Below are 25,091 nucleotides of genomic sequence, written 5' to 3'. Positions count from 1 at the left end.
CTTGCGCCAAAAATGAAAACAGCGCAAGTGTACCCGCAAAGGCCTTTTCACGACCACCCCCCGGCACCGCTTTTTCACGGAAAAAGTGCGGCGTTGCACCAAGCGAGCCGATTAAGATGCTGCGGCGCAATAATGCAGATTAAGCATTCTTAATGTTATGAAAAGAAAGCCAGCGGCCATCAAGGCAATTCAGCCGCCCCCATGCGGCGCAGGATGACACCCGTGCGCCGGTTCAGGTAGCCAGTATCGCGGTGGCGGTCGTAAAAGCGGGGATTCGGCAGCATCACGGCCAGTTTCGCCGCCTGCGCCGCGCTCAGGCCCGCCGCGCTGACGTGATAATAGTGGCGCGCGGCCGCTTCGGCGCCGAAGATGCCCGTGCCGAATTCCACCACGTTCAAATAAATTTCAAAGATGCGCTGCTTATCCATCAGGCTTTCCAGCATGTAGGTGATGATCAGTTCCTGGCCCTTGCGCACATAGCTGCGCGAACCGGACAGGAACAGATTCTTTGCCAGTTGCTGCGTGATGGTGGAGCCGCCCGCCACGACCTTCTGCTTTTTATTATTTTTTTCGTACGCCTTTTGCAAGGCTTCCCAGTCCACCCCTTCATGCTCGGAAAAATTCGCATCTTCCGAGGCGATGATGGCCCGTTTTAAATTGTTCGAGATGCGGTTGTACGGCACCCACGTTTGCTGGATGGTGGCATTGGGATTCTTGTCCTGCAAGGCAGACAACTGTTCGCGCATGAAGGCCGTGCTGGACGGGTTGTGGTCGACCCACCACCAGATTTGCAGGAAGAAATACAGTTGCACGACGATAAAGGCCAGCACGGGCACGATAAACAGCCACTTGATCCAGCCATAGCGGCTGCCGCGACCAGCTTTGTGCGCGCCTTTCTTGCCGCCGCTCACGAACTGCCCCGCATGTGCGCCAGCAAGTCCTGCGTCTGCGGCCGCACGCCGCGCCATACGTAAAACGCTTCCGCCGCCTGCTCCACCAGCATGCCCAAGCCGTCGCGCACCTGCGCGCCATGCTGGGCGGCAAAGTCCATGAAGACGGTGGGCTGGGCGCCATACATCATGTCCAGCGCCAGCGTGTGGCTGCCGAAGACACTTGCGGGCACGGGCGGTAAATCGCCCGCCAGGCTGGCCGAGGTGGCATTGATGACGATATCGAAGACGCCTTCGGGCTGCGTGTAGCCGCAGGCATGCAAGGCATGCAGTTGACCGGGATGACTGAGCGCATCGGCAAACTGGGCCACCAGCGCCTCGGCCGTGGCCACGGTGCGGTTGGCAATAAGAATTTCCTTCGGCCCCTGTTCCAGCAAGGGCAGCACCACGCCGCGCGCCGCACCGCCCGCGCCCAGCAGCAGGACGCGTTTGCCGGCGATGTCCACGCCCGCGTTGCGCACGATGTCCGCCACCAGGCCCGCGCCGTCGGTATTGTCACCAAGAATGGCGTCGCCATCGAAACGCAAGGTATTGACGGCGCCGGCCGCTTGCGCGCGTGGCGTCAGGACAGTGGCCAGCGCACACGCATCGAGCTTGAATGGCACCGTGACATTCGCGCCCTTGCCCCCTTCGGCGGCGAAACTGCGGGCCGCCAGAGCAAAGCCGTCCAGCGGCGCCAGCCGGCGTTCATAGGCCATGGCTTGTCCGGTTTGCAGGGCAAACGCGGCGTGGATCAGGGGAGACTTGCTGTGGGCGATGGGATTACCAAAGACGCAATATTGATCAGGATGTACTTCCCGTGTATTTAGTTCGTGTGTACTCAATTGCTGCCGCCAGTCAGGTTAGCTTCCATTTTTTCTTCGCGCGTAAATTTGAAACGGGTGATGACGACCCACAGGTCATCCTTGTCACTCGACAACATATTGGGTGGGAAACGGCCGAAAGGCGCCGCGCGGCGCACGATGGCCAGGGCCGCCGCATCCAGCGCCGGGTTGCCCGAGCTTTTCTCCACGCGGGCGCCGCCCTCCTTCTGGTAAATCGTGCCGTCCTGGAAGATGGGGATGTAGACGACCAGTTCGCCATATATCTTGCGGCCATTCTTTTGCGGGAAATTCAGGGTGCCTATTTCCTCGATGCGCTTTTGCAGGGTCTTGTAATACATGGCATAGCCGACCTCTTGCGTGCTGGGCGTAATGAAAGTCTTGCGGGGACGCTTGTTCTGGTCTTCCACGGTCTGGCTGATCTCGGCCGCCATGCGCGCGATGGCCTTGCTGCTTTCCATCAAGTCCGAACCGCTGGCCAGGGGATTGGGCTTGTCTTTTTCCGTGACGGGCGCGGCGCTGTAGGGCGTGGTCTTGGCCGCCTGCGTCAGCAGTTCCTGCTGCTTTTGCTCCAGTTCGGCAATGCGTCGGGCGCTGGCCTTGGCGCTATCGCCCTCTTCCACCTTGCGCATGTCGGGCAAGGGCGACTTGGCGCGGCCCTTGTCTGCCTGGCCACCGCCGTCGAGATTGGCTTGCGCCAGGGCCTCGGCCTTCAGCGGCTTGTTCGCATGCTTGGCGTTGACCAGGATCACTTCCAGGCCGGGATCGGTGGCCACGGCCCGCTGCGGGGCCGGGGCGACAAAATGCATCGCCAGCAAGGCGCCGTGCGCCAGCAGCGACACCGCCACGGCGATCATCAGGAAACGATTCTCTCGGAAAGACTTCACGCGCAACCCAGTTCGCAACAAGCACAAGATGTGCTGAATTCTACGTCAAAGGGCGGTGCCGGCAACAGTTATCAGCACCGCCTTGTGGCTTGGCGGCGGCCTTACTTGACCTCGGGCTCGCTGACCACGTCCTCGCTGGCCAGTTCCGCCACTTCCGCATCGGCGTCGCTGACCTGGTTCGCCGCTTCCGGAGAAGCTTCCGGCGCCACTTCGACCTCCCCGGCGCCTTCGTCGCCCGCATCTTCCTCGTAGTCGAGCTCGGCGTCGGCCGCCGCATCCGGCACGGCGGCAATTTCCAGCAGGCGCGCTTCGATGCTCAGGTCGACTTCATCCCAGCGCAGCAAGTCCAGTTTCACCTGGGCGCCGCGCGCCACCGATGGCATGCCTGGCAGCTTGATGACCAGCGGGATATCGACCAGGCGCAGGATTTCATCTTTCAAGACGACGGCATCGACCTGGCGTGCATTTTCCTGGTGCAGCCAGCGCAAGCACCAGTAGCGTTCCATGTTCGACTGGAAATCGCCATACGCGGCATACGCCGCGTCAAACGCCGAGACGATGGCGAACAAATTCGCATCGCGCGGCTTGAACGGGGCCACCAGCGGTGCCGTCACGCCATGCTCGGCGCAGGCGATAATTTGCCATTGGTTCACCAGGTCCGTGTAGCGGCGCAAGGGCGAGGTGCTCCACGCGTATTGATCCACACCAAGACCCTGATGCGGCGCCGCATGGGTGACCATGCGCACCTGCATTTTTGCCGCCCAGCTATTGCCGCTGCCGCCGCCCTGGCTGCGGTAAATGCCTGGCACACCATGGTCGTGCAGCATCTTGCCCCAGGTACTGTTGGCAAAAATCATCAGTTCAGCGACGATCTTGTCCAGCGGCGCGCCACGCTTGCGGCGCGCCACGGTGACGATGTCGTTTTCCACATAAAAGTTGAAATCGACGCGGTTATTCTGTTCCGGCTTCAGGCCAAACGCTTCGCGCTTCTTCATGCGGCCCTGTTCCAGCTGCTGCGCCCATTGCCACAACACGGCGAAATCGGCCTTGTGCGGGTACTCGCCTTCGCCGCTGGCCAGGGTTTCTTCGTTGACCAGGTCGTCCAGCTGATTATGGCGCAAATTGCTGGCGATGGGCACCAGCTCGGCGCGCGTCTGCGTGCTGATTACCGCCCACTCCGCTTTCGGGTCCAGGGTCGCGTACAGCGACAGGGCCGGGCACGTCGTGCCTTCCGCGAGCGTGAAAGCATTCACGATTTCGTCCGGCAGCATGGTGATCTTGTCGCCCGGCATGTAGACGGTGGACATGCGCTGGCGCGCCATCTTGTCGATCACGTCTTCCGGGCGGATGCCCAGGCCCGGCGCGGCGATGTGGATACCCACCTTGATCGTGCCATCCGGCAATGGCTGCACGGAGAAGGCATCGTCGATCTCGGTGGTAGTCACGTCGTCGATCGAGAAGGCGGCCACGTCGGCCAGCGGCAGCTTGGCCGTCACGGACGGCACGGGCACGCTCGGGAAACCGGCGCCCTTGGGGAAGTTCTCGAACAGGAATTTCGACAGGTGCAAATCTTTTGCCGAAGCAATACCACCAACGGCCAGCATCAGGCGCGGCGGCGTCGTGTGCAATTCCGTGCAAGCCGCTTCCAGCGCCTTGTATTCAATCGTATTCTTGTCGGGCTTGAACAACAGTTGCAGCACCATGGGCTGCATGGACGCAGGCAAACGGTTCTGTTTCAGCTCTTCCACATACGCAACTTGCACCAGCGCCTGCTGTTTTTTCTTTTCGATGCCGGCCAATGCCGCCTTCAAGGACGCTTCCGGCGCCGCCTTGTAGCGGCCACGGCCTTTTTTGTAGAAATACACGGGCGCCGAATGCAGGGCCAGGATCAGGCCGGCCGCTTCCGGCGGCAGCGGGGCATGGCCGAAATACTCGGCGCCCAGCTCGGCAAAGCCGAACTCGTCTTCGCCCGCCACCTCCCACAGGAAATCGAGGTCGATTTCGGCGGCCACGGCCTTGGCTTGCTCCAGCAGCTCGGCCGGGGCCGGTTTTTCATACTGCAGCAGCACGTCCTTGGTCTTGACCTTGGTGCGCTTGCCGCTGGCCATTTCGACCTGGTAAGCCTCACCTGCTTGCGACAGGACCGTGCCGACCTTGAAATCGCCGGATTCTTCAAAAAATAGATTCATTGTTATGCTTTGTTCATTAATGTGTCGGTTGCAACGGTGCGAGTGACGGGCTTCAACTCAAACACCGCCGGCAAAAATACTTCGGTTACCAGTAGCAAGCCCTGGTGGCGCTGATACAGGCAGCGGCGGGCAAAAAACAGCGCCTTTTCATCGACGCGCTGCCCTTCCCGTGCCAGCGCCGCCTGCGCCCGCTGTACCAGCGGGTGACCTGCGCGCAAGCGGGCAAATTCAAGAGTACCGCGTCGCACCATGCGGTCGCCAAACAGGGTCGTGCCCAGCGAGCGCTCGCCCAGCGCGGAAAACAAAGGCCAGTCCGTGGCCGTCGCCTGCATGGGCACGACGGTATGGCCAAACACGGCCGGCCTGTTATCACACCGCAGCAGCACTTCGCGTTCCCACACGCGGCCCGAACGGTGCAGGCCGATGCTGGCCGCCTCGTCGCTCAGGCAGCGTGCAGTTTCCTGATGCAGACATTGCACGCGGAACGCGCTGCTATGCGCTTTCAGCTTGGCCGTCAAGGAACCGCCACCCTTGAGCCAGTGGCGCAAGGCCGGCGGCGCATTGACGGCGTTCACGTGCGCATGCCATTGCGCCTGCCGCAGCGAACCAGGCCTCACCGGGCGGCGTCCGTATGGATGCCACAGAAGGCCAGCACGGGCGCCAGGTATGCGGCAAATTCGCTGATGCCATGGTCACTGCCGTCGATGACGCACTGCTGCGCCCCCTGATAATGCGCCAGCATGTCGCGGTAGTCGAGTACTTCATCGCCAGTGGCGGCAATCAGGAAATAGCGTTGCGGCTGCGTAATTTTCTGTACGGCAAACGCGCGCAGCTCATCGATGTATTCGCGCTTGAACTCGAATGGCTTGTCCGAATGGAACTCAGTCGTCACGCCCACATGCTGCTCCAGGTCGATCAGCGGCACGATGGCAGGGTTGAGCAGCACGGCGCGGCAACCGAGTTGCTCTGCCAGCCAGGTGGCGTAATAGCCGCCCAGCGAAGATCCGATGATCGTCAGGTCGCCCGGCGCCACGTCCTTGACCAGCGACAGAGCCAGTGCGATGGCCAGCTTGGGCGAGGCCGGCAATTGCGGGCACAGCCACTCTGCTTCGCGGCCCAGCGCCTGCATCTGCGCGGCCAGCAGGCGCGACTTCATCGACAGGGGCGACGAGCGAAATCCATGCAGGTACAGAATCATCGGCCCAGCGCCTCCAGCAATTTCTGGTGCACCCCGCCAAAGCCGCCATTGCTCATGACGACGACCTGGTCGCCGGGACGAGCGCTAGCGACCACGGCCGCCACCAGCATATCGATGTCTTCATAGGCGCTGGCAATCTTGCCCAGCGGCGCCAGCGCGTCGCCCAGGCTCCAGCCCAGCGCAGCATGGCTGCCGAAACCGAAGACCAGGTCGGCATCCTTCAGGCTGCCCGGCAGCGCATCTTTCATGGCGCCCAGCTTCATGGTGTTCGAACGTGGTTCCAGCACGGCCAGGATGCGGCCGCTGTCGCCGACGGTTTGGCGCATTTTTTGGCGCAACCCGCCCACGGTGGTGGCAATGGCCGTCGGGTGATGCGCGAAATCGTCGTACACGGTGATATCGTTGACCACGCCGCGCACTTCCATGCGCCGCTTGACACTCTCGAATGTGGCCAGCGACGCGCAGGCCTGGGCAATAGGCACGCCCACGTGGCGCGCGGCGGCGATGGCCGCCAGCGCATTGCTGCGGTTGTGCTTGCCCGTGAGCGCCCACGCCACATGGCCTTCCTGCTGGCCCTTGAAAACCACGTCGAAGCTGCCATCGGCCTGCTCTTGCAGTTGCCAGTTGGCATCTTGGCCAAAACATTCCTTTTCACTCCAGCAACCGCGCGCCAGCACGCGCTGCAGCGACGCTTCGTCGCCATTGAACACGAGGCGGCCGATGCCGGGCACCGTGCGCACCAAGTGGTGGAATTGCGTCTCGATCGCATGCAGATCGGGGAAGATGTCGGCGTGATCATATTCCAGGTTATTCATGATCGCCGTCTTCGCATGGTAATGCACGAACTTGCTGCGCTTGTCGAAGAAGGCCGTGTCGTATTCATCGGCTTCGATGACGAAGAAGTCCGAATCGACGCTCTTGCCATCGATCTTGCCGCTGAGGCGGGCAGAAATGCCAAAGTTCATCGGCACGCCGCCGATCAGGAAGCCCGGCGCGTAGCCCGCGTCTTCGAGTATCCATGCCAGCATGGCCGAAGTTGTCGTCTTGCCATGCGTGCCGGCCACGGCCAGCACCCATCGATTGCGCAAGATGTGTTCGCCGATCCACTGCGGTCCGGAGACATATGGCAGGCTGCGGTTGAGGATTTCTTCCACCAGAGGATTGCCGCGCGAAACCACATTGCCAATCACATACAAATCCGGATTCAACTGGGTTTGTTCCGGATCAAAGCCTTGGATCAGTTCGATTCCCTGCGATTCCAGCTGAGTGCTCATCGGCGGATAGACGTTGGCATCGCAACCGGTGACTTTATGGCCGGCTTCCTTGGCCAGGACGGCCAGACCGCCCATGAAGGTACCGCAAATACCGAGAATATGAATATGCATGTGATCAGTGCGAAAGGTGCACGCTAAAGTAAGTAAGACGGTGAGCTAAAAAAGGGCAAGTGTAGGATTTTACCTGACGCCATGACTTTTTCCGCTTCGGAGTATCATCTCGCTCATGACGAACGATGCATTTGACGATAGCGCGCAGTTGCGCCTGGAAATCGCCGCCGCTGCCGCGCGCCTGGTGGCGCAGGATGGCGCCGACTATGGCAGCGCCAAGCGCAAGGCCGCGCGGCAGGTACTCGGCGACGCGCCGAACCGGCCCAATATACTGCCTGACAACGACATGATCGAAGAGCAGGTGCGGCAATACAATGCCCTGTTCCTGGCCGACAGCCAGCCGGCGCGCCTGTTTCAGCTGCGCACGATTGCGCTGCAGGTCATGGAAGCGTTGCAACAATTTCATCCCCTGCTCAGCGGCCCCGTGCTGAACGGCACGGCAGGCCCCCACGACGAGATCTATTTGCAGCTGTTTGCCGAGAGCGCCAAAGATATCCATATCTTCCTGCTCAATAAAAATGTCGTGCTCGACATGTCGGAAAGCCCGCATTTCAAGGGAGCGCGTTATGATGCGGTCGAGACGGCCAGTTTCTTATGGAAAAACGAAGGCGTGCATGCAGCCATGTATGAGCTCGACGACATGCGCGGCGCGCTGAAAGCCAAGGCAGATGGAAAAGTGCTGCGCACCGATATCGCGGGTCTGCGCAGCCTGCTGGCCGCCAGCCTCGCCGATGGCGTGCCGGCTGCCGACTAACATTGATATAGATAAAGTTATGACAAAAAAGAATTGGATCGCCTGCGCCATCGTGGCACTGATGTTTGGCGGCATGGGCGCCTACGTGGGCATGCATAAAGAGAAGGAAAAAGCGGGGCCTCTGACGACGACCATCGCGCCGGGCGCGACGGGTCCCGTCAACGAACTGTATGCACTGTCCCTGCCGGACGCGGCTGGCGCCACGCAAGCCTTGTCGCAATGGAAAGGCAAGAATTTGCTGGTCAATTTCTGGGCGCCTTGGTGTCCGCCTTGTGTGGAAGAAATGCCGGAGTTATCCGAAGTACAAGGGCACTATGCGGCGAAAAATCTGCAAGTCATCGGTATTGGTATCGATTCGGCCAGCAATATTGCTACTTTTGCCAGCAAGGTCAAGATCGCTTATCCCGTGTATGTTTCCGGCCTGAGCGGTACCGACCTGTCGCGTCATTTTGGCAATGCCACGGGCGGTTTGCCCTTTACGGTGCTGATCGGCGCCGATGGCGAAGTCAAAAAGACCTATCTGGGCCGCTTGAAATTTGATCAGTTGCGCGCCGATCTGGATAAATTGTAAATTCGGAGCGTGCTTTTTTCTCTTGCCAATGCGTATCTTTGGCGGCAAAATGCGGAACTTTCGCTAAAACGGTCTTCCATACATGGCAAAAAACCTCCTTCTGCTCAACGGTCCCAACCTGAATTTGCTGGGAACGCGCGAGCCTGAGGTCTACGGCGCCAGCACCTTGGCCGATATCGAGCAGGCAGCAATGGCGCAAGCCATGGCGGCCGGTGCCGACCTGGTCTGCTTTCAAAGCAACCATGAAGGCGCGCTGATCGACCGCATCCATGCCGCGCGAGCGGAAGGGATCGATGCCATCGTCATCAATCCGGGGGGCCTGACACATACCAGTGTTGCCTTGCGCGATGCGCTGGCCGGGGTCGCCATTCCGTTCGTGGAAGTCCATATCTCGAATATTTATCAACGCGAAACGTTTCGACATCACTCATTTCTCAGCGCGATCGCGCAGGGGACGATCTGCGGGCTAGGTATCGATGGATATCGGCTTGCCATCGACTTCGCGCTTAAAAAACGTTAATCTACGCGATCTGCACGCATTTAGCGCGGCGATAGGTTCTGGACATCACCGCATCACTCATAAAACAAACTACATTCCTAGGGGTTTTACATGGATCTACGAAAACTCAAGACCTTGATCGACCTGGTCGCCGAATCGGATATCGCAGAGCTGGAAGTTACCGAAGGCGAAAGCAAGGTTCGCATCGTCAAATCGTCGGCCATGCCGCAAAACCAGATGGTCATGATGCAGCCGCAAGGCATGCAAGCCCACTACCAGCCCGCCGCGCCAGCCGCCGCTCCCGCTGCGGCAGCTGCCGTCGTGGTAGCCGCCGAGCCAACGGGCTATGTGGTCAAGTCGCCGATGGTTGGCACCTTCTACCGTTCCTCCGCTCCTGGCAGCGCCGCCTATGTTGAAGTGGGCGCTACCGTCAAGGAAGGTGATACCCTGTGCATCATCGAAGCGATGAAGCTTCTGAATGAAATCGACTCCGATAAAGCCGGTGTCGTGACCCAGATCCTGGTCGAAAACGGCCAGCCGGTCGAATTCGGTCAACCCTTGTTTGTGATCGGCTAAAACCCAGTCCACACGGCCGGCAACGGCCGTTTGCAGTTTTAGTCCCTCACACTTGTTGTTTCGCCGGCTCGCCGGCTCTCACAGACATACGCGAACCTACCATGTTTGAAAAAATCCTGATTGCCAACCGTGGTGAAATTGCCCTCCGTATTCAGCGCGCCTGCCGCGAAATGGGCATTAAAACGGTTGTAGTCCACTCCGAAGCCGACAAGGACGCGAAATACGTCAAGCTGGCCGACGAATCCGTTTGTATCGGCCCGGCACAGTCGTCCCTGAGCTACCTGAACATGCCCGCCATCATCAGCGCCGCTGAAGTGACGGATGCACAAGCAATTCACCCAGGCTATGGCTTCCTGTCGGAAAATGCCGACTTTGCCGAACGCGTCGAGAAATCGGGCTTCGTCTTCATCGGCCCCCGCTCCGAATCGATCCGTTTGATGGGCGACAAAGTGTCGGCCAAGCAAACCATGATCAAGGCTGGCGTACCCTGCGTCCCAGGCTCGGAAGGCGCGTTGCCGGATGATCCGAAAGCGATCGTGCAAATTGCCCGCAAGGTCGGCTACCCGGTCATCATCAAGGCTGCCGGCGGCGGTGGCGGACGCGGCATGCGCGTGGTACACACGGAAGCCGCCCTGATCAACGCCGTGGCGATGACCAAGACGGAAGCCGGCACGGCTTTCGGCAACCCTGAAGTGTATATGGAGAAGTACCTGGAAAATCCGCGCCACGTGGAAATCCAGATTCTTGCCGATGAACACAAGAATGCCGTCTGGCTGGGCGAGCGCGACTGCTCCATGCAGCGCCGCCACCAGAAAGTCATCGAAGAAGCACCAGCGCCGGGCATCCCGCGCAAACTCATCGAAAAAATTGGCGACCGTTGCGCCGAAGCCTGCCGCAAGATCGGCTACCGCGGCGCCGGCACGTTTGAATTCCTGTACGAAAACGGCGAGTTCTATTTCATTGAAATGAATACCCGCGTGCAAGTTGAACATCCGGTCACCGAGATGATCACCGGCATCGACATCGTACAAGAGCAGATCCGCATCGCCGCCGGCGAAAAATTGCGTTTCCGCCAACGCGACGTCTTGCTGTCGGGCCACGCCATCGAGTGCCGCATCAATGCCGAAGATCCATTCAAGTTCACGCCATCGCCAGGCAAGATCGTGTCCTGGCATGCGCCGGGCGGCCCTGGTATCCGCGTCGACTCGCACGCCTACGCCGGCTACTACGTGCCACCGCACTACGACTCGATGATCGGCAAAGTGATCGCTTACGGCGCCACGCGCGAGCAAGCGATCCGCCGCATGCAGATCGCCCTGTCCGAAATGGTGGTCGAAGGTATCAACACGAATATCGCCCTGCACCGCGAACTGATGATCGATGCGCGCTTCATCGAAGGCGGCACCAACATTCACTATCTGGAACAGAAACTGGCCGACATGCCGGACCTGGGCAAGAACCTGAATGGCGGCAGCCCCAGCATCGCCAAGAAATCCGAAATCAAGGCGGGCGCATGAGCTGGACGGAAATCGTCATCGAAATCGCCCGTGACAACGCTGAGGCCATGTCCGACGCGTTGATGGAAGCGGGCGCCCTGTCGGTATCGGTGGAAGACGCCGATGAAGGCACGGATGCCGAGCAGCCCCTGTTTGGCGAGCCAGGCATGGAACCGAAGGAAGCGGCGTGGGAACGCAGCCGCGTGGTGGCGCTGACCGACGTCGACGCCGACCAGGCCGCCATCGTGGCCGCCGCAGCCGAAGCTGTCGGCATGGCAACGGTACCGGTGTTTACCATGCGCCCCGTGGAAGAGCAGGACTGGGTGCGCCTGACCCAGTCGCAATTCGCACCGATTCACATCGGCAAGAATATCTGGGTCGTGCCCAGCTGGCACGAGGCACCGGATCCTGCTGGCCTGATCCTGGAACTGGACCCGGGCCTGGCTTTCGGCACGGGCAGCCATCCGACCACCCGCCTGTGCATGGAGTGGCTGGAAGCCAATCCCGCCCCTGGCAAGACCGTGCTCGACTACGGTTGCGGCTCCGGCATCCTGGCCATGGTGGCCAAGAAGCTGGGCGCGCAAACAGTGGTCGGCGTCGATATCGACCCGCAAGCGATCGAATCGGCTGGCGACAATGCCGAACGCAACCAGTGCGAGATCGAATATTTCTTGCCAGACACTTTTGCCACTTCGGCGCACGCCACGGCGAAATTTGACATCGTCGTTGCCAACATCCTGTCGAGCCCATTGAAGCTGATGGCGCCGATGCTGTCGGGCAGAGTCGCCGACGGCGGCGCCCTGATCCTGTCCGGCGTGCTGGCACGCCAGGCGGAAGAAGTCGCTGCTGCCTACGCACCGTTCATCCAGCTGGGTGTCTGGGCCGAGCAAGACGGCTGGGTAGCCCTGCATGGCCGCCTGGGCAGCACGCAAGCGCCTGCGCCCCGCGCGGAAGGTGCATAAGCACTGCAATGGCCCTCGCCACCAAATGCCCCCATTGCAACACGATATTTCGGGTCGCTGCTGACCAGTTGAAGTTACGTGGGGGCATCGTACGCTGTGGCACGTGCAGGGAAGTGTTTGACGGCAATGCCGCGCTGGTCGATCCAGCTGCCGCATCGCCGTTTTTAACGTCTGGCCCCGGCGCTGCCGCCCCCCTGTCGACCAGTTACCCTGCCGACAACAGCCTGCCGTCCGCCACGGACGACGAGCCCATCTATTCTCTCGATTTCGACACCTCGTTCGACCCGTTCGGCATCTTGCCGGAAACGGCGCAGCTCAAGGAAGACGATGGCGAACACATCGAGCTGGACCTCGACATCGGCCTGCCCGACGAGGCGCTGGCCGACGCACCTGTCGCCGCCCCTGTCATTGCACCGGTCGAACCGCCCGAAGCGCCGCTGCCCCAGCCGATGGCGCCCTTCAAGCGCCGCCAGGTCGATGACGCACCCGCCTTCGCCACGTATTTGCGCGACAGCCGCCGCGAACCGAACCTGGAAGCGGGCCCGGCGCCAATATTGCCTGCGACCGAAAAAATCAGCCTGGACAAGCCATTGCCTGTCGCGCCTGCACCAACGCGTTTGGAACCGACCTTGGCCGACCACTCATTTGAAGCAATGCCCGCCCCTGTTGCGCCCGAGCCAGTGATGGAAGCCGAGGCCGGGAAAACGGCAGTGGTGCCGGCCGATGACGAACCGGCCTTTGTGATCCAGGGCCGGCGCCGCGAACAGAGCGGCAGGGCCTTGCGCGTGGCCATGGCCATCGGCTCGGTGGTGCTGCTGCTATTATTATTGCTGCAGGTGATGACCACCTTCCGCAATCCGCTGGCGGCGCAGTTTCCGCAGTGGAAGCCGACCCTGGTCGCGCTGTGCAAGCTCAGTGGCTGCCAGGTCGACTTGCCGGCGCAGATCGAGGCGCTGTCCATTGAACAGGGTGAATTGCAAACCCTCAGGGAACAAACCTTTTCCTACGTCTCGCTGCTGCGCAACCAGAGCCGCAGCGTGCAAGCCTGGCCAAGTATCGAACTGATACTCAACGATGCCAACGACAAGCCGCTCTTGCGCCGGGTGATCGCGCCGCGCGACTACCTGCCGGCCAATATCGACGTGAGCAAGGGTTTTGCGCCTCGCTCCGAACAAACCATCAAACTGTACTTTGCATTAGACCAGCTCACGGCGTCTGGCTACCATATCGCCATCTTTTACCCTTAACCGACACTATCATGACCAAAACATCGCTGATCTGCGGCTCGCTTGCCACCGACACCATCATGCAATTCCCTGGCCGCTTCGGCGAATCCCTGCTGGCCGACCAGTTGCACAAGGTGAATGTGTCCTTCCTCGTGCCCACCATGCGCACGGAGTTCGGCGGCTGTTCGGGCAACATCGCCTACAGCCTGAAAATGCTGGGCGGCGACCCGCGCATCGTCGGCGTCATGGGGCAAGATAGCGCCGCCTACCTGGAACGCCTGCAAAAGTTGGGCATTTCCACCGCCAATATCCTGATCAAGGCCGACAGCTATAACGCGCAGTGCTTCGTCACGGCCGATGCGGACAATAACCAAATCAATGCCTTCCACCCGGGTGCCATGTCGTTTGCACATGAAAACCCGATCGCCAATGCGGGCCCGGCCAAGGTTGCCATCATTTCTCCGGACGGCGACCTTGGCATGCTCAAGCACGCCGCCGACCTGGCCGAGCTGGGCATTCCCTTCATGTTCGACCCAGGTCAACAGCTGCCACGCTTCAATGGCGAACAGTTGATCGACTTCATCAACAAAGCCACGTATGTGTCGGCCAACGACTATGAAATGGAAATGTTGATGGAACGCACGGGCTTGACCCTGCCGGACATCGCCAGCCGCCTGGACGCGCTGATCGTCACGCGTGGCGAAAAAGGTTCGGAAATCTATACGGATGGCAAGCGCATCGACATTCCTGTCGTGGCCGCCAAGGAAGTGCTGGACCCGACCGGATGCGGCGACGCCTACCGTGCTGGCTTGCTGTTCGGCATCACCAATGACCTGGGCTGGGAAACCAGTGGCCGCCTGGCCAGCCTGCTGGGCGCCATCAAGATCGCCACGCAGGGCGCGCAAAACCATGTATTTACGCCAGCCGGTATCGCAGACCAGTTTGAAGCGGCGTTCGGCTACCGCTATTAATAGGTAGGTCGTAGGTCGGATTAGCGGGGCGCAGCCACGCGTAATCCGACAACATCATTGGCATGGCGGGTGACGTCGGGTTACGCTACGCTAACCCGACCTACGCCACCATCACCGTCATCGCAGCACGATAATCATTCCCACCAGCACTTGCGCGACCTGCAACAGAATCAGCGCCACCAGCAGGGACAAGTCCAGACTGCCGACCAGCGGCACGACCTTGCGGATCGGACGCAGCAGCGGCTCGTTCAGGGCCCGTACAAACGGTGCCAGCGGCGCATGCGGGTTGACCCAGCTAAAGATGGCTTCGATGATCAGCAAGGCCATGAAACCGTAGAGTATCCATTGCAGGAAGCGTTGTAGCGACTTGAGCAGCACCACTTCGACGGGAGCGCCGGAAATAAACAGGAGCGAGCTGGCCAGCAGCACGATCAGGAAGGCGCCGATCAGGCTGGCCCAGTCATACCCGCCCACGCCCGGCACCACGCGGCGCAGGGGGCGCACCAGCCAGTCGGACAATTGAAACGTGAATTGCGCCACCGATGAAGGGGGCCGCACGCGTACCGCCTGCATCCAGAAGCGCAGCAGCAGCACGCCGCCCAGCAAGGTGGCAATGGTATCAACGATCAATGTAAGGATAACGATCAGCACGACTAATTCTCCAAAAAAAAACCGCTGTGTGATTGAGTCACACAGCGGCGTGTTGCCTCATCCAGGCACCCGTATCGCAGGAATTACGATGGGCGAGTGCTGGTTGGGAATGGCCAGGCTGCAGCCGGTGCCAACACGGTTTTTGCTACAGGTGCGATAGGCGCCGATGGCTTGGCGACAGGCGCTGCCTTCTTCGGTGCGGCCTTCTTAGGCGCGGCCTTCTTGGCTGCTGGCTTGGCGGCCACGGCGGCTGGTGCCGCTGGCGCCGCTGCTGGCACTGCTGCCACGACTGGCGCTGCGGCTGGCTTGGCGGCAGGTTTCGCTGCTGCTTTCGCTGCCGGCTTGGCTGCTGGCTTGGCTGCAGCTTTCACTGCTGGCTTCGCTGCTACCTTGGCCGCTGGCTTGGCTGCCGGTTTCGCTGCGACCTTGGCGGCAGGTTTCGCTGCTACTTTGGCCGCCGGCTTGGCGGCCACTTTGGCGGCTGGCTTGGCGGCAACTTTTGCTACCGGCTTCGCTGCTACCTTGGCCGCTGGCTTGGCTGCAGCTTTTGCTGCTGGCTTCGCTGCTGCCTTGGCTGCTGGCTTGGCTGCAGCTTTTGCTGCTAGCTTCGCTGCTGCCTTGACCGCTGGCTTGGCTGCGGCTTTTGCTGCTGGCTTGGCTGCTGCCTTGGCGGCCGGTTTCGCTGCTGCCTTGGCGACGACTTTTTTCGCTGCTGGCTTGGCTGCCGCTTTGGCGGCCGGTTTCGCTGCTGCCTTGGCTGCAGGTTTCGCTGCTGCTTTTTTCACTGCGGGCTTGGCTGCTGCCTTGGCCGCTGGCTTGGCTGCTGCTTTTGCTGCTGGCTTCGCTGCTGCCTTGGCGACGACTTTTTTCGCTGCTGGCTTGGCTGCTGCCTTGGCTGCCGGTTTCGCTGCTGCCTTGGCTGCAGGTTTCGCCGCGGCTTTTTTCACTGCTGGCTTGGCTGCTGCCTTGGCGACAGGCTTGGCTGCGACTTTTGCTGCTGGCTTCGCGGCCGGTTTTGCTGCAGCTTTTTTCGCTACAGGCTTGGCTGCTGCCTTGGCTGCAGGTTTCGCTGCTGGCTTGGCTGCCGGTTTTGCTGCAGCCTTGGCCGCTGGCTTGGCTGCGGCTTTCGCTACTGGCTTGGCAGCCACTTTTGCTGCAGGCTTGGCTGCGGCTTTGGCGACGGGTTTGGCGGCTGGTTTCGCTGCTGCTTTGGCAGCTGGTTTAGCGGCAACCGTCTTCGCTGCGGCTGCCGGCTTCTTCGCGGCAGGAGCAGCCTTGGCGGCTGGTTTCTTTACTTCTGATTTCTTAGCGGCTGTTGCCATTTGTCTCTCCTTCATCTGAGATGAGAAATTTAAGCTACAAGATTTAAACCCGTCCGACCCACCACAGGGATAGGCCAGGCGAATTATTCATCGGCACAAACGGTCGTTTGCGCTAATGAATTCGGCACCAGCTGAACTGCTGCAACTCCTCACGTTTGCAGCACTTCAGCCATCGTCGGTGCCACCCTGCTTTATCTCGCAGCTGGTGGCAAAGTCTGAATTCGGTCATTCGTTTTCGATGCCGTGCGTTTTTTCGCTCCTCGCATCGCGCTCGCTACAACACCCATGCGTCAAATAAAAAACCGCCATGCCTGAAAAAATTCGGGCACGGCGGCAGACGAAAACGGTGTGGTTTTGTGCATATCCGTGTAAATCTGTATCCCTGTTTTGCGAGGTTTTTTCGCTACCGCGCTGGTTAAAAAACCCCGCATTCTAACGCTCGCATTTGCAATCTCATAAAGTACACGAAAACCTTGTCAATGCGCAACCGGCACGACACGTTTTCGCCCGCTTTTTTGCACGTTACGCGTGCTATCGCACAATCGCGCGGCAAATGCCGCCACCAGCGTCTCCGGAAACGCTTTTTTACACCCGCGATGCGGCCGTTCGCGGCATCCGAAAAACCTGGCACAAGGCGCTTCACATTGCTGAATGATGCCCGCATTTTTCCGCCGTGACGGCGGCGCTTTTAACCTCGCGCGGCGGCCGCATTTTTCGCCGCCAGCACGCGAAAAAAAAGCGCCGTCACGATGACGGCGCTTTTGGCATTGGCAGGAAAACGCTTATTCCCAGTTCAGCGCACCACCGGTCTGGTACTCGGTCACGCGCGTTTCGAAGAAGTTGCGTTCCTTCTTCATATCGATCATTTCGCTCATCCACGGGAACGGGTTTTCTTCCTGCGCGAACAGCGGCTCGATGCCGATCTGCTGCGCGCGGCGATTGGCGATGAAGCGCAGATAGCCCTTGAACATCGGCGCGTTCAGACCCAGCACGCCGCGCGGCATGGTGTCTTCCGCATACGCATATTCCAGCTCCACGGCCTTCATGAACAGCACTTTGATCTCTTCGCGGAATTCGGCCGTCCACAGCTGCGGGTTTTCCATCTTGATCGTGTTGATCAAGTCGATGCCGAAGTTGCAGTGCATCGATTCGTCGCGCAGGATGTACTGGTACTGCTCGGCAGCGCCCATCATCTTGTTCTGACGGCCCAGCGCCAGGATTTGCGTGAAGCCCACGTAGAAGAACAGGCCTTCCATCAGGCAAGCGAAGACGATCAGGGATTTCAGCAGCTTCTGGTCGTTTTCCACCGTGCCGGTGACAAAAGCAGGATCGGTCAGCGTGTTGATGAACGGGATCAGGAATTCATCCTTGTCGCGGATCGACTTGACTTCGTTGTAGGCGTTGAAGATCTCGCCTTCATCCAGGCCCAGCGACTCGACGATGTACTGGTAGGCGTGCGTATGGATCGCTTCCTCGAACGCCTGGCGCAGCAGGTACTGGCGGCATTCCGGCGCCGTGATGTGGCGATAGGTGCCCAGCACGATGTTGTTGGCGGCCAGCGAGTCGGCCGTCACGAAGAAGCCCAGGTTACGCTTGACCAGGCGACGCTCGTCGTCCGTCAGGCCGTTCGGGTTCTTCCACAGCTCGATATCGCGCTGCATGTTCACTTCCTGCGGCATCCAGTGGTTGGCGCAACCGGCCAGGTATTTGTCCCACGCCCATTTGTACTTGAACGGCACCAGCTGGTTGACGTCCGTCTTGCCGTTGATGATGCGCTTGTCGTCGGCATTCACGCGGCGCGCCACTTGCTCGGCGTTCGCTTCGGACGGCTCGGCACCGGCCGGCAGGTTCAATTCGGTATTCCCCAATGGCGCTTGCTGCGCCGGACGCGGCACAGCTGCCGACGTGGTTTCATCATCCCATGACAACGACATAATCTTCTTCCTTTCCATGCCGGCAAGCCGGCGATCCGCAACAGGTCCGTTGTATCGGACAATACGGACATTAACAACATTGAATCAGCCCGACCGTGCCGGGCTGACAACTTTAAATTTTTTAAAAACCGTCGCGAGCAAGCCCGATATCGGGTCGAGTAGCGGAGCCGTACTTTAGTACGGTGAGCAACACAGAACCCGAGAGGGGGCTGCGCAGCAGGTTTTTACTGGCAAGCTTCGCATTCCTCGAAACCGTCATCACCCGGACGCAGGTAGCAGGCTTCGCCATCGGCGTCGTCCGCTGCCGCAGCCGCAGCCACCACGGGTGCCACCACGGCGGCAGCGGCTGCCGCCACGACCGCTGCCTGGGCGCTCTGCGCGCTGGCCGACATGCCGCCATCGACGGCCACGGCGTTCAGGGCGCCCGTCTTGGAGGTCGATTTCTCCATGTGGGTAGCGGCGATGGTACGCAGGTAGTAGGTGGTTTTCAGGCCACGCAGCCATGCCAGCTTGTAGGTCTCGTCCAGTTTCTTGCCCGATGCGCCAGCCATGTAGATGTTCAGCGACTGAGCCTGGTCGATCCACTTCTGGCGACGCGAAGCCGCTTCCACTAGCCAGCTTGGCGACACTTCAAAGGCGGTGGCGTAGATGTCGCGCAGGTCTTGCGGGATGCGGTCGATCTTCACCAGCGAACCGTCGAAGTACTTCAAGTCGGAGATCATGACTTCATCCCACAGGTCGCGCGCCTTCAGGTCGCGCACCAGGTAGCCGTTGATCTCGGTGAATTCGCCCGACAGGTTCGATTTCACATACAGGTTCTGGAACGTCGGCTCGATACAGGCCGACACGCCGATGATGTTCGAAATCGTCGCCGTCGGGGCGATTGCCACGCAGTTCGAGTTGCGCATGCCGAACTTGGCGATGCGTTCGCGCACCGGGGTCCAGTCCATGGCCGACGAGGAATCGACTTCCAGGTAGCCGCCGCGTTCTTCGGCCAGCAGTTTCACCGAGTCTTGCGGCAGGATGCCACGGTCCCACAGCGAACCGGCGTAGGATTCATAGCGGCCGCGCTCTTCGGCCAGTTCCGTCGACGCCAGGTAGGCGTAGTAGCAGACCGCTTCCATCGAGGTGTCGGCAAACGATACCGCAGCGTCCGAGGCGAACGGGATGCGCATCATGTGCAGGCAATCCTGGAAGCCCATCACGCCCATGCCGACCGGACGATGGCGCATGTTCGAATTGCGCGCCTTCTCGACGGCGTAGTAATTGATGTCGATGACGTTGTCGAGCATGCGCATGGCGGTGCGGATGGTCTTGGCCAGCTTGACGTGATCGAGCTTGCCTTCCTTCATGTGCGCCGGCATGTTCACTGAACCGAGGTTGCAGACGGCGATTTCGTCAGGGCCCGTGTTCAGCGTGATTTCGGTGCACAGGTTCGAGCTGTGGACGACGCCGACATGCGACTGCGGGCTGCGGATGTTGCAAGGATCCTTGAACGTGATCCATGGGTGGCCCGTTTCAAACAGCATCGACAGCATCTTGCGCCACAGGTCCAGCGCCTGGACCTTCTTGAACGAGCGGATTTCGCCGGCGGCGGCCTTGGCTTCGTAGCCCAGATAAGCCTTTTCAAAGGCTTTGCCGACCAGGTCGTGCAAGTCTGGCGTTTCGGATGGCGAGAACAGGGTCCACTCGCCTTTTTCCATGACGCGCTTCATGAACATGTCGGGAATCCAGTTCGCCGTGTTCATGTCATGCGTGCGGCGGCGGTCGTCGCCCGTGTTCTTGCGCAGGTCGAGGAATTCCTCGATGTCCATGTGCCAGGTTTCCAGGTAGGCACAGACGGCGCCCTTGCGCTTGCCGCCCTGGTTGACTGCCACGGCCGTGTCGTTGACCACTTTCAGGAATGGCACCACGCCTTGCGACTTGCCGTTGGTGCCCTTGATATGGGCGCCCAGGGCGCGCACTGGCGTCCAGTCGTTACCCAGGCCGCCAGCGTACTTGGCCAGCAGCGCGTTGTCCTTGATCGCGTCGTAGATGCCTTCCAGGTCGTCCGAGACGGTGCTCAGGTAGCACGACGACAGCTGCGAGCGCAGGGTGCCCGAGTTGAACAGGGTCGGGGTCGAGCTCATGAAGTCGAACGAGGACAGCAGGCTGTAGAACTCGATGGCGCGTGCTTCGCGGTCCGCTTCGTTCAGCGACAGGCCCATGGCCACGCGCATGTAGAACGCTTGCGGCATTTCGATGCGCACGTCCTGGATGTGCAGGAAGTAGCGGTCATACAGGGTTTGCAGGCCGATGTAGCCGAATTGCAAGTCGCGATCGGCAACGATGGCCTTGGCCAGGCGTTCCAGGTCGAAACTGGCAAGTACCGGGTTCAGCAGGTCATTGGCGATGCCCTTGGCGATATATTGCGGGAAATACGTCAGGTACTCGGCAGCAGCGGCCGCTTGCGGCACTTCCTTGCCGAACACTTCCTTGCGCACCGTGTGCAGCAGGATGCGGGCCGTGACCTGGCTGTAGGCCGGATCTTTTTCCATCAGCGCGCGCGCCGCCAGGATGGCAGACTTGTGCAGCTCTTCGACGGGCACGCCGTCGTACAGGTTCTTCACCGTTTCAGCCAGGATGGCGTCGGCATCGACGTGTTTTTCCAGGCCGGCGCAAGCGGCGTTGATCAGGTCGCGCACTTCCTGCATGTCCAGCAAGCGGCGCACGCCGTTATCAAGCACGTTCAGCTGGGGCGCTGCGACTTGCGCGGAGGCGCCTTGCGCCTCCTTCTGCAAACGGCGCTCTTCCATGTGCTTGGCACGGTACAGCACGTAGGCACGCGCCACGTCGTGCTCGCCCGAACGCATCAGCGACAGTTCCACCTGGTCTTGCACGTCTTCGATATGGAAGGTGCCGCCACCCGGATGGCGGCGCACCAGCGCGGCGACGACGCCGTCGGTCAGTTGTTCCACCAGTTCGCGGATGCGTGCCGAAGCGGCGCCCTGGCCGCCGTTAACGGCCAAAAACGCCTTGGTCATGGCGATGGCGATCTTCGAAGGCTCAAATGCCACCACCGCGCCGTTGCGGCGGATGATGCGATAGTCGCCCAATGCCGCGCCCGTGCTCGCCACGCTATTGGCCGCGCCTGGCGCTGGCGATACTGGCGTTGAATGGATGGAAATATCTTGTGGTGATTGCATTGAAGCTCCCGTTGTCAGCTAAAGTCAGCCTGCAGTTTTGCTGCCGCGTGTGTTGTTGAATAGAACGCCCGATGGTCAGGGTTTCTTCAGGTATTTGTTGCTAAATAGTAAATAATATACAGCCAGAAATCATACGGCCAACCTGTACAGCCGGGCTGGCGCGAAACACGATCAAGGGTGATGAAACGCCAGTTCCCGTTGCTATATCAACAAACAGGGTAGCTTTGGTAATAATTCTGAAAACGTCTGTGATGGCACTACATATAGTCTTTAAATCCAAGTTGTGCACTAATTGTAGTGCCCATCGAAAGGCGATGCAATAGTTTTCCGGCATCCTCCAGCGTAATTTTTTGTATTTTCATATACGATTTCGGTTGACTTTTCAGAGCATGGATGGAAAGCCCAATGCCCGCGTAGTAAGCGCTAACGCAGCTTGCCCGCGCACAGTTTCCAGCCAGCATTCTTGATAAAAATGCCAGTCAAAAAACGGCCCCGGATCCGTCTTCCTCCCCGGCGCAATATGCTCGTGGCCGCGCACCTGGGACAGCCCGTAGCGCGCCACCAGTGCCGCCGTCAGCGCCGCCAGGACATAGTATTGCCGCTGCTGGAAGGGCACATCGTCCGCGCCTTCCATTTCGATACCGATGGAATAGCCATTGCAGTGCGGGCGTCCTTCGAACATGGACACGCCGGCATGCCAGGCACGTTGATCAGTGGAAACATATTGCAACAGCGCACCATCGCGCCGCACAAAAAAGTGCGCCGACACCTGCAAGCCACGCAGGTCGGCGAAAGAAGGATCGGCATTATAGTCTACCCGGCCGGTAAACAAGTCCGACACATGCGGTCCGCCAAAGTGGCCTCCCGGCAAGCTGATGTTATGGATCACCAGCAAGTCGACTTGCGCACCGTCCGGGCGCGCATCCTGGTACGGCGAGTCATAGCGCCGCGCGCCGTCGCACCAGCCGTCTTCATCTATCGTCCATGCTGTCATCAAGGTAGCGGTTCCTGTATCGTCAATTTCTGCATGCGGTAGCGTAACTGGCGCACGCTGAGTCCCAGCTGGCGCGCCGCCCGTGCGCGGTGATAGCGCGCCTGCACCAGCGCCTGCATGATCATGTCACGCTCGGCCTGGCGCAAATACATGTCCAGCGGCAAGGCCGGGGCAAGGCCGGACAGCGCCATGCCGGGCAGGCACAGTTGCCGCTCCGACACTGCCGATGACTGCGCCGCCCGCTGCCCGGTGACGCCCGCCGCCGACGGCAAGCCCAGCCCGTCGAGCGCGATCACGCCGCCATCGGCAAAAGCCAGTGCCCGTTCCAGCACGTTTTCCAGTTCGCGCACATTGCCGGGAAACGCATACGCGGCCAGGGCCGCCAGCACCGGCGGCGCCAGGCTCACGGCCTGGCCCGGTGCCAGACGCGCCAGGATTACCTCACATAATACCTGCAGATCGCCGCACCGCTCACGCAGCGGCGGCAGCGCCAGTTCGATGACATTGAGGCGGTAAAACAGATCCTGGCGAAACGTGCCGGCATCCACGCCGCGCGCCAAGCCATGCTGGCTGGCGCACAAAATGCGTACGTCGATGGCCTCGTCCGTACTACCGCCCAGCTTGCGCACGCGGCGCTCCTGCAGGACGCGCAACAGCTTTACCTGCATGGCCAGCGGCAGATCGTCGACTTCATCGAGCAGCAAACTGCCGCCATGGGCCGCCTGGAACAATCCTTCACGCTCGTGCAGCGCGCCCGTATAGGCGCCCTGGCGGCAGCCGAAGAATTCAGCCTCCATCAACGCTTCGGGAATCGCGCCGCAGTTGACGGCAATAAAAGGGAAGCTGGCGCGCGCACCCTGCGCATGGATGGCGCGCGCCGCCAGTTCCTTGCCCGTGCCCGATTCGCCCCGGATGGCCACCGGCGCGCCACTGCGGGCGATGCGGCCAATCTGCGCGCGCAGCGCCTGCATGGGCAGGGAGTTGCCGCTCAATTGCGGCGCGGGCGGCATGCGGCCAGCCCCCAGCTTGCCGGTGGCGGTCAAGGAATGCGGGCTGAGACTGGACATAGGAGAACGCGCCTCTCTGCAGGGACGGTGGCGAACCGCTACGCTGCAGATGCTACGCCGGACGGATGCCGGGGGACGTTACGATACGGATGAGCAACGCGGCGCTAGCCTGTCCTTACAGCGTGGCGTGCGCGTGGCTGCAGTAATCGTGGCCCTTGGCCTGCACGTTTTCGGAGGCCGGGTAGTACACACCGCAATGGGCGCAACACAGCATCAGCTCCGCATCCGGCAATTCCTGTGGCCGGCCCGGCGGCGCAAATGGATTCGGCTGCTGTTGCTGTTGCTGCGCGCGGGCCCGTTGCTGCATGCCCCGGATCTTGCTGCGGATGGCAAACAGCACCAGGAACACCAGCGCCAGCCAGAATAAAACACGTGTCATGCGAATCCTCGGTGTAAAACCACTTCCAGTACAAAACGGCTGCCGACATAGGCCAGCAGCAAGGTGGCGAAACCGGCCAGTGTAAAACTCAGGGCCGTCTTGCCGCGCCAGCCGCGAAAGCGGCGGCCTGCCAGCAGGGCGGCAAACAACAGCCACGACAGCATGGTAAACACGGATTTATGATCCCAGTTGAGCGCCTTGCCAAATAATTGCTCGGAAAACACGATGCCCGACAGCACGGTCAAGCTCAGCAGGATGAAGCCCAGGCCGATCATGCGGAACAGCAGCTTTTCCATGGTCAGCAGGGCTGGCAGCTGGTCCAGCGCGCTGCCGATGAAGCCGCGGCTTTCGCTGCGCGTATGCAAGCGCGATTCCTGCAGCGCCATGAGCACGGCGTGAAAGGCGGCAATCGTCAAGGTGCTGTAGGCCAGCACGGCCACGGCAATATGCCAGCCGAAGACGGCAGACTTGCCCTCCATGCTGACCTGGCTGCCAGGAAAGGCCCAGGCCAGGCCGATGGCGATGACGGCGCTGGGCATGACCATGCGGCGCAGTCCATCCAGGCTGAAATTGCGGTTCTCTATCCAGTAAGCGCCCACCGATACCCACAGCGCGGCCGACAGCATGGCGGAGAAACCGAAACGCAAGGTGCCAGGCGCCATCAGGTCGAACCACAGGGTGGCGGCATGCGCCAGCCAGGCGACGCCGGTCAGGCCGGCAATGAGTCGGGCACGGGATGAGGGAAGCACCGCGCACGCCGCGTACAACAGGGCGGCGATGAAAAAGAAATAGATCTGCATAGTTTAAGTTTACACCATAGCCGACAAGCGCGATTCAAGCGACAGCCCGGGTGACAGGCATTCCGCCGCCAGCCAATGCTGCAAGCCTGCCATGATATCGCGCCTGAGGCGCAACGGGGTAGCGCACCCTCAAGATTTCGACAATCTTTCCTGCTGCGCACTGCCGTAGCGCGGCGGCCACATTGCCATCCTGTTGGGCCAGTCCTATAATTATGTCTATAAAGCAATATTCATCCACCCTTACGCCCTCCCTCCCTCGCCATGTCTTTTCGAA

The 25,091-nt window shown here is 60.6% G+C and carries 23 protein-coding genes; 8 read left to right on the top strand and 15 right to left on the bottom strand.

From position 1 onward, the window contains the following. Window positions 1-179 precede the first annotated feature (179 nt). The 7 genes from mtgA to mpl form a co-directional block, all read right to left on the bottom strand. Complete coding sequence (gene mtgA, locus C8C89_RS08055; RefSeq protein ID WP_133989299.1) at window positions 180-911, bottom strand: monofunctional biosynthetic peptidoglycan transglycosylase; 732 nt, start codon at window positions 909-911, stop codon at window positions 180-182. Further along, the gene (gene aroE / locus C8C89_RS08050) at window positions 908-1,774 is read right to left on the bottom strand and encodes a shikimate dehydrogenase (protein WP_133989298.1); all 867 of its coding nucleotides are present in this window, start codon (window positions 1,772-1,774) and stop codon (window positions 908-910) included. Before aroE ends, mtgA begins: the two co-directional genes overlap by 4 nt. Continuing rightward, complete coding sequence (locus tag C8C89_RS08045; protein ID WP_133993228.1) at window positions 1,771-2,628, bottom strand: energy transducer TonB; 858 nt, start codon at window positions 2,626-2,628, stop codon at window positions 1,771-1,773. The genes aroE and C8C89_RS08045 overlap by 4 nt, the downstream gene beginning before the upstream one ends. A gap of 131 nt (window positions 2,629-2,759) precedes the next feature. Further along, complete coding sequence (locus C8C89_RS08040) at window positions 2,760-4,847, bottom strand: RNB domain-containing ribonuclease (RefSeq protein ID WP_133989297.1); 2,088 nt, start codon at window positions 4,845-4,847, stop codon at window positions 2,760-2,762. 2 nt (window positions 4,848-4,849) lie between these two features. Further along, window positions 4,850-5,464, bottom strand: a complete 615-nt coding sequence (locus tag C8C89_RS08035) for a chorismate lyase (protein WP_101482769.1) — start codon at window positions 5,462-5,464, stop codon at window positions 4,850-4,852. Continuing rightward, window positions 5,461-6,045 carry a YqiA/YcfP family alpha/beta fold hydrolase gene (locus C8C89_RS08030; RefSeq protein WP_133989296.1) on the bottom strand — a complete coding sequence of 195 codons (585 nt, stop codon included), beginning with the start codon at window positions 6,043-6,045 and terminating at the stop codon, window positions 5,461-5,463. The genes C8C89_RS08035 and C8C89_RS08030 overlap by 4 nt, the downstream gene beginning before the upstream one ends. Further along, complete coding sequence (gene mpl, locus C8C89_RS08025; protein ID WP_133989295.1) at window positions 6,042-7,430, bottom strand: UDP-N-acetylmuramate:L-alanyl-gamma-D-glutamyl-meso-diaminopimelate ligase; 1,389 nt, start codon at window positions 7,428-7,430, stop codon at window positions 6,042-6,044. Before mpl ends, C8C89_RS08030 begins: the two co-directional genes overlap by 4 nt. A 115-nt stretch (window positions 7,431-7,545) precedes the next feature. Here mpl and C8C89_RS08020 point away from each other — a divergent pair, with 115 nt between their 5' ends. The 8 genes from C8C89_RS08020 (at window position 7,546) to C8C89_RS07985 (ending at window position 14,485) form a co-directional block, all read left to right on the top strand. After that, complete coding sequence (locus tag C8C89_RS08020; RefSeq protein WP_035822115.1) at window positions 7,546-8,184, top strand: hypothetical protein; 639 nt, start codon at window positions 7,546-7,548, stop codon at window positions 8,182-8,184. A 19-nt stretch (window positions 8,185-8,203) separates the two neighbouring features. Continuing rightward, a complete protein-coding gene (locus C8C89_RS08015; protein WP_101482772.1) occupies window positions 8,204-8,755 on the top strand; it encodes a TlpA disulfide reductase family protein in 552 nt (183 codons plus the stop codon). An 82-nt stretch (window positions 8,756-8,837) separates the two neighbouring features. Next, complete coding sequence (aroQ, locus tag C8C89_RS08010) at window positions 8,838-9,275, top strand: type II 3-dehydroquinate dehydratase (protein ID WP_101482773.1); 438 nt, start codon at window positions 8,838-8,840, stop codon at window positions 9,273-9,275. Between the two features lie 90 nt (window positions 9,276-9,365). Then, on the top strand, window positions 9,366-9,830 hold the full coding sequence (accB, locus tag C8C89_RS08005; RefSeq protein ID WP_101482774.1) for an acetyl-CoA carboxylase biotin carboxyl carrier protein: 465 nt from the start codon (window positions 9,366-9,368) through the stop codon (window positions 9,828-9,830). Between the two features lie 101 nt (window positions 9,831-9,931). Further along, window positions 9,932-11,347: an acetyl-CoA carboxylase biotin carboxylase subunit gene (gene accC, locus C8C89_RS08000; protein ID WP_101482775.1), complete on the top strand. Its 1,416-nt coding sequence runs from the start codon at window positions 9,932-9,934 to the stop codon at window positions 11,345-11,347. Beyond that, a complete protein-coding gene (prmA, locus tag C8C89_RS07995) occupies window positions 11,344-12,288 on the top strand; it encodes a 50S ribosomal protein L11 methyltransferase (RefSeq protein WP_133989294.1) in 945 nt (314 codons plus the stop codon). The genes accC and prmA overlap by 4 nt, the downstream gene beginning before the upstream one ends. 8 nt (window positions 12,289-12,296) lie before the next feature. Beyond that, complete coding sequence (locus tag C8C89_RS07990) at window positions 12,297-13,535, top strand: DUF3426 domain-containing protein (RefSeq protein WP_133989293.1); 1,239 nt, start codon at window positions 12,297-12,299, stop codon at window positions 13,533-13,535. Window positions 13,536-13,546: 11 nt separating this feature from the next. Further along, complete coding sequence (locus C8C89_RS07985) at window positions 13,547-14,485, top strand: carbohydrate kinase family protein (RefSeq protein WP_101482778.1); 939 nt, start codon at window positions 13,547-13,549, stop codon at window positions 14,483-14,485. Between the two features lie 117 nt (window positions 14,486-14,602). Here the strand turns inward: C8C89_RS07985 and C8C89_RS07980 are convergent, their stop codons facing one another. The 8 genes from C8C89_RS07980 to ccsA all read right to left on the bottom strand — a co-directional run bounded on the left by C8C89_RS07980 (window position 14,603) and on the right by ccsA (window position 24,817). Next, a complete protein-coding gene (locus C8C89_RS07980) occupies window positions 14,603-15,136 on the bottom strand; it encodes a YggT family protein (RefSeq protein WP_243857934.1) in 534 nt (177 codons plus the stop codon). 83 nt (window positions 15,137-15,219) lie between these two features. Then, window positions 15,220-16,458 (bottom strand): transcriptional regulator, encoded by a 1,239-nt coding sequence (locus C8C89_RS07975; RefSeq protein ID WP_133989292.1) that lies wholly within the window; start codon window positions 16,456-16,458, stop codon window positions 15,220-15,222. Window positions 16,459-17,240: 782 nt separating this feature from the next. Beyond that, window positions 17,241-18,392 carry a ribonucleotide-diphosphate reductase subunit beta gene (locus tag C8C89_RS07970; RefSeq protein WP_101482781.1) on the bottom strand — a complete coding sequence of 384 codons (1,152 nt, stop codon included), beginning with the start codon at window positions 18,390-18,392 and terminating at the stop codon, window positions 17,241-17,243. Window positions 18,393-18,616: 224 nt separating this feature from the next. Continuing rightward, window positions 18,617-21,577, bottom strand: a complete 2,961-nt coding sequence (locus tag C8C89_RS07965) for a ribonucleoside-diphosphate reductase subunit alpha (RefSeq protein WP_133989291.1) — start codon at window positions 21,575-21,577, stop codon at window positions 18,617-18,619. A 382-nt stretch (window positions 21,578-21,959) separates the two neighbouring features. Then, window positions 21,960-22,571 carry a 1,6-anhydro-N-acetylmuramyl-L-alanine amidase AmpD gene (ampD, locus tag C8C89_RS07960; protein ID WP_133993226.1) on the bottom strand — a complete coding sequence of 204 codons (612 nt, stop codon included), beginning with the start codon at window positions 22,569-22,571 and terminating at the stop codon, window positions 21,960-21,962. Next, window positions 22,571-23,638 (bottom strand): sigma-54 dependent transcriptional regulator, encoded by a 1,068-nt coding sequence (locus C8C89_RS07955; RefSeq protein ID WP_243857933.1) that lies wholly within the window; start codon window positions 23,636-23,638, stop codon window positions 22,571-22,573. Before C8C89_RS07955 ends, ampD begins: the two co-directional genes overlap by 1 nt. Window positions 23,639-23,753: 115 nt before the next feature. After that, window positions 23,754-24,017, bottom strand: coding sequence for a PP0621 family protein (locus C8C89_RS07950; protein ID WP_099762142.1), 264 nt, complete (start codon window positions 24,015-24,017; stop codon window positions 23,754-23,756). After that, window positions 24,014-24,817 (bottom strand): cytochrome c biogenesis protein CcsA, encoded by an 804-nt coding sequence (gene ccsA, locus C8C89_RS07945; RefSeq protein ID WP_070218587.1) that lies wholly within the window; start codon window positions 24,815-24,817, stop codon window positions 24,014-24,016. The genes C8C89_RS07950 and ccsA overlap by 4 nt, the downstream gene beginning before the upstream one ends. Window positions 24,818-25,091 lie beyond the last annotated feature (274 nt).

This window comes from Janthinobacterium sp. 75, from assembly GCF_004365495.1.
In the GTDB taxonomy this organism is placed as follows: Bacteria; Pseudomonadota; Gammaproteobacteria; order Burkholderiales; family Burkholderiaceae_D; genus Janthinobacterium.
The sequence above is the reverse complement of the archived record's forward strand: the minus strand, read 5'-3'. Positions and strand labels throughout refer to the sequence as shown.

Excerpts from the sequence above, each read along its gene's own strand:
- C8C89_RS07965 (WP_133989291.1), bottom strand. The coding sequence starts at position 21,577 with ATGCAATCACCACAAGATATTTCCATCCATTCAACGCCAGTATCGCCA.
- C8C89_RS07990 (WP_133989293.1), top strand. The coding sequence starts at position 12,297 with ATGGCCCTCGCCACCAAATGCCCCCATTGCAACACGATATTTCGGGTC.
- C8C89_RS08040 (WP_133989297.1), bottom strand. The coding sequence starts at position 4,847 with ATGAATCTATTTTTTGAAGAATCCGGCGATTTCAAGGTCGGCACGGTC.
- C8C89_RS08045 (WP_133993228.1), bottom strand. The coding sequence starts at position 2,628 with ATGATCGCCGTGGCGGTGTCGCTGCTGGCGCACGGCGCCTTGCTGGCG.
- mpl (WP_133989295.1), bottom strand. The coding sequence starts at position 7,430 with ATGCATATTCATATTCTCGGTATTTGCGGTACCTTCATGGGCGGTCTG.
- aroQ (WP_101482773.1), top strand. The coding sequence starts at position 8,838 with ATGGCAAAAAACCTCCTTCTGCTCAACGGTCCCAACCTGAATTTGCTG.
- C8C89_RS08030 (WP_133989296.1), bottom strand. The coding sequence starts at position 6,045 with ATGATTCTGTACCTGCATGGATTTCGCTCGTCGCCCCTGTCGATGAAG.
- C8C89_RS08020 (WP_035822115.1), top strand. The coding sequence starts at position 7,546 with ATGACGAACGATGCATTTGACGATAGCGCGCAGTTGCGCCTGGAAATC.
- accC (WP_101482775.1), top strand. The coding sequence starts at position 9,932 with ATGTTTGAAAAAATCCTGATTGCCAACCGTGGTGAAATTGCCCTCCGT.
- C8C89_RS07950 (WP_099762142.1), bottom strand. The coding sequence starts at position 24,017 with ATGACACGTGTTTTATTCTGGCTGGCGCTGGTGTTCCTGGTGCTGTTT.
- C8C89_RS07975 (WP_133989292.1), bottom strand. The coding sequence starts at position 16,458 with ATGGCAACAGCCGCTAAGAAATCAGAAGTAAAGAAACCAGCCGCCAAG.
- ampD (WP_133993226.1), bottom strand. The coding sequence starts at position 22,571 with ATGACAGCATGGACGATAGATGAAGACGGCTGGTGCGACGGCGCGCGG.
- C8C89_RS07955 (WP_243857933.1), bottom strand. The coding sequence starts at position 23,638 with ATGTCCAGTCTCAGCCCGCATTCCTTGACCGCCACCGGCAAGCTGGGG.
- C8C89_RS07970 (WP_101482781.1), bottom strand. The coding sequence starts at position 18,392 with ATGTCGTTGTCATGGGATGATGAAACCACGTCGGCAGCTGTGCCGCGT.
- prmA (WP_133989294.1), top strand. The coding sequence starts at position 11,344 with ATGAGCTGGACGGAAATCGTCATCGAAATCGCCCGTGACAACGCTGAG.
- C8C89_RS07985 (WP_101482778.1), top strand. The coding sequence starts at position 13,547 with ATGACCAAAACATCGCTGATCTGCGGCTCGCTTGCCACCGACACCATC.
- ccsA (WP_070218587.1), bottom strand. The coding sequence starts at position 24,817 with ATGCAGATCTATTTCTTTTTCATCGCCGCCCTGTTGTACGCGGCGTGC.
- C8C89_RS08015 (WP_101482772.1), top strand. The coding sequence starts at position 8,204 with ATGACAAAAAAGAATTGGATCGCCTGCGCCATCGTGGCACTGATGTTT.
- accB (WP_101482774.1), top strand. The coding sequence starts at position 9,366 with ATGGATCTACGAAAACTCAAGACCTTGATCGACCTGGTCGCCGAATCG.